This is a genomic window from Piscinibacter sp. (assembly GCF_050175855.1).
Taxonomy (GTDB): domain Bacteria; phylum Pseudomonadota; class Gammaproteobacteria; order Burkholderiales; family Burkholderiaceae_C; genus Piscinibacter.
Genome location: NZ_JBFXIO010000503.1, coordinates 1 through 3,095, shown reverse-complemented (window position 1 = coordinate 3,095; position 3,095 = coordinate 1). Strand labels below are relative to the sequence as shown.

At 70.5% G+C, this 3,095-nt stretch carries 2 protein-coding genes and 1 pseudogene; all 3 read right to left on the bottom strand.

Annotated features, from left to right (window positions below; translation table 11 throughout):
* Nucleotides 1–1,526, bottom strand: a 1,526-nt coding sequence (locus AB7U92_RS24675; RefSeq protein WP_428583111.1) for an ABC transporter ATP-binding protein, incomplete at its 3' end; no start/stop codon positions are given.
* Nucleotides 1,527–1,540: 14 nt separating this feature from the next.
* Entirely contained in the window at nt 1,541–2,830 is a 1,290-nt protein-coding gene (guaD, locus tag AB7U92_RS24670; RefSeq protein ID WP_428583109.1) for a guanine deaminase, read from the bottom strand.
* A pseudogene (locus AB7U92_RS24665) lies at nt 2,827–3,095 on the bottom strand (LysR family transcriptional regulator); the annotation flags it as partial. The gene guaD and the pseudogene AB7U92_RS24665, both read right to left, overlap by 4 nt.

The following is a 3,095-nucleotide window of genomic DNA, read 5'->3' as shown; positions in this document are numbered from 1 at the left end:
CAAGCTTCAGCATGGCTGGCCTCCCTGGCGGCGGTCTTGTTCCACAGGCCCGACATCCACTCGCCAATCATCTCGATCGTCGCCTTCGAGGTGGCGATGCTCGGCGAGACGCGGCCTTGGGCGATCACCACCAGCCGGTCGCAGATCTCGAACAGCTCGTCGAGCTCCTCGCTGACCACCAGCAGCGCGCAGCCCTTGTCGCGCAGCGCCAGCAGCTCGCCGCGGATCTGCGCCGCGGCGCCGACGTCCACCCCCCAGGTGGGCTGCGAGACGATCAGCAGCTTCGGGTCGGCGTCGATCTCGCGGCCGACGATGAACTTCTGCAGGTTGCCGCCCGACAGGCTCTTGGCCGCCGCCTGCGGCCCGCCGGCCTTGACGTTGAAGCGCTTGATGAGGCTCTCGGCCAGCGCCGTCACCTCGCCGGTGCGGATCCAGCCGGATCGGTTCACCGTGCCGGTGCGCGTGAGCAGCGTGTTCTGCGCCAGCGACAGCGTGGGCACCGCGCCGCGGCCAAGCCGCTCCTCGGGCACGAAGTGCAGGCCCTCCTTGCGGCGCTTGCGCGGCGAGTCGTGGGCGATATCCTGGCCGAACAGCTTGATGGAGCCGGCCGGTGCGCGCAGGTCTTCCCCGGAGAGCGCGGCCATCAGTTCCTGCTGGCCGTTGCCGGAGACGCCGGCGATGCCGACGATCTCGCCGGCGCGCACCTCGAAGCCGATGTCCGACAGCGCCGTGGAGAAGGGATCGGCCTTGGGCACCGTGAGGCCCTTGACCTCCAGCACCGTGCCGCCGAGCTTCGCCTGGATGTGCTGCAGCTGAGGCGGCTCGGCACCGATCATCAGGCGCGACAGGCTGGCATTGGTCTCCTGCGTCGGGTCGACCTCGCCGGTGACCTTGCCGCCGCGCAGCACCGTGCAGTGGTGGCACAGCGCCCGGATCTCGTCGAGCTTGTGGCTGATGTAGAGGATGGAGCAGCCTTCGTTGGCGAGCTGGCGCAGCGTGACGAAGAGCTTGTCCACCGCCTGCGGTGTGAGCACCGAAGTGGGCTCGTCGAGGATCAGCAGCTTCGGCTTCGTCAGCAGCGCGCGCACGATCTCCACGCGCTGGCGCTCACCGACCGACAACGTGTGCACCGGGCGCAGCGGGTCGACGTCGAGGCCGTAGCTCGCCGCCACTTCGTTGATGCGCTCGATCACCTGCGCGAGCGAGAGGCTCTTGTCCAGCCCGAGCCAGACGTTCTCGGCGGCGGTGAGCGTGTCGAACAGGCTGAAGTGCTGGTAGACCATGCTGATGCCGAGCTGACGCGCCTGCGCGGGTGAAGCGATCTGCACGGCCTGGCCGTTCCAGCGGATCTCGCCCTCGTCGGGACGGACCGCGCCGTAGATCATCTTCATCATGGTCGACTTGCCCGCGCCGTTCTCGCCCAGCACGGCGTGGATCTCGCCGGGCTTGACGCGCAGGTTGACGCGGTCGTTGGCCTTCACGGCCGGGTACTGCTTGCTGATGGCGATCAGCTCCAGTCGCAGCATGCTCGTCTCCTCGTTCAGCGTCGGTAGCGGGCGACGCCGTTCACGATGCTCGTCACCAGGCAGCGCTCGTCGCCGAGCGTCAGCCATGCGAACACCTTCTCATGCAAGCCGCGCGCCACCTCCATGCGGCGCTCGGCCACCGGGCCGCAGGCCCAGTCCCACACGCAGAGGTCGGCCACCTGGCCGGGCTCCAGCGTGCCGATCTCGTCGCCCAGCGACAAGGCCTGCGCCGCACCGCGCGTGGCGGCGTGCAGCGCCTTCCAGGCGGTCAGGCGCTGGTGCGACATCGCCTGCACCTTGTAGGCATCGGCCAGCGTGCGCAGCATCGACAGGCTGGTGCCGCCGCCAACGTCGCTGGCCAGCGAGACCGCGGCGCCGGCCGCCTCGGCCGCGCGCCAGTCGAACAGGCCGCTGCCGAGGAAGAGGTTCGACGATGGGCTGTGCGCGATCTGCGCGCCGGCCTCGCGCAGCACGTCGCGATCGGTGTCGTCGAGCCAGATGCCGTGGGCGAGCACGCTGCGCGCATGCAGCAGCCCGGCACGCGCATAGACGTCGAGGTAGCTGCGCGCCTCGGGAAACAGCTCGTGCACCCAGCGCACCTCGTCGCGGTTCTCGGCCACGTGGGTCTGCATGTACAGCGTCGGGTCTTCGGCGCACAACCGTCCGGCCATGGCCAGCTGGGCCGGCGTGCTGGTCGGCGCGAAGCGCACCGTCACGGCATAGGCGAGCCGATCGCGCCCGTGCCAGCGGGCGATCAGCTCGCGGCAGTCGGCTTCGGCCTGCACCACGTCGTCGCGCAGGCCGTCGGGCGCGTGGCGGTCCATCAGCACCTTGCCGGCGATCAGGCGCATGCCGCGCTCGGCCGCGGCGGCGAACAGCGCCTCGGCTGAGACCTTGTGCACCGTCGGGAACACCACCGCCGCGGTGGTGCCGTGGGCCAGCAGCGCGTCGAGGAACAGCGCCGCGCCCCGCGCCGCGACGGCAGGATCGGCATAGCGCCGCTCGGCCGGGAAGGTGTAGGTGTTCAGCCAGTCCAGCAGTTCGCTGCCGTAGCTCGCGATCACGTCGAGCTGCGGGCTGTGCACGTGGGTGTCGATGAAGCCGGGCAGGATCAGCCGGCCGGCATGGTCTTCGCGCGGCCAGTCGGCGCCCGGCTCCTCGGCCTGCACGCCGACGATGCGGCCGTCCTCGATCAGCAGCCAGCGCCGCGGGCGGAAGCGCACGGCCGGCGACTCGGTGTCGCCCCAGGCCGGCTCGGCGGTGAAGTCGAGCAGGTCGCCGCGGATCGCGAACCGTTCGGTCATGACCTTCTGCCGGGCAGGCCGTGCGCCGCCACGTTGCGCGCCACTTCGCGCACCTGCTCGCGCAGCCAGCGGTTGGCCGCCGAGGCGTGGGTCAGCTCGTGCCAGAGCTGGTAGTAGGTCAGCGGCGGAAAGGCCACCGGGCAGCGCACGATGCGCACCGGCAGGCTGTCGACGTAGCGCGAGCAGAACAGCCGCCCGGTGGTGAGCACGAGCAGGCTCTGCGCCACCATCAGCGGGATCAGGCTGAAGTGCGCGCTCTTGAGAT

Coding starts and splice junctions, on each gene's coding strand:
- guaD (WP_428583109.1), bottom strand. CDS start 2,830: ATGACCGAACGGTTCGCGATCCGCGGCGACCTGCTCGACTTCACCGCC.